The organism is Pseudomonas sp. 43(2021) (assembly GCF_017490805.1).
In the GTDB taxonomy this organism is placed as follows: domain Bacteria; phylum Pseudomonadota; class Gammaproteobacteria; order Pseudomonadales; family Pseudomonadaceae; genus Aquipseudomonas.
On the sequence record NZ_JAFGYJ010000641.1, the window covers coordinates 1 to 255 of the forward strand.

General features: G+C 54.9%; 1 rRNA gene. It reads right to left on the reverse strand.

Going from position 1 to position 255, the window contains the following annotated elements:
- Positions 1 to 41: 41 nt before the first annotated feature.
- A 16S ribosomal RNA gene (locus J5M71_RS29090) occupies positions 42 to 255 on the reverse strand; the annotation flags it as partial.

Genomic DNA, 255 nt, shown 5'->3' on the forward strand with positions numbered 1-255 from the left:
CTTTTCGTGTGGGAGCTCATCAGCAGGCTGATGTCGTCGATTAAGGAGGTGATCCAGCCGCAGGTTCCCCTACGGCTACCTTGTTACGACTTCACCCCAGTCATGAATCACACCGTGGTAACCGTCCTCCCGAAGGTTAGACTAGCTACTTCTGGTGCAACCCACTCCCATGGTGTGACGGGCGGTGTGTACAAGGCCCGGGAACGTATTCACCGCGACATTCTGATTCGCGATTACTAGCGATTCCGACTTCAC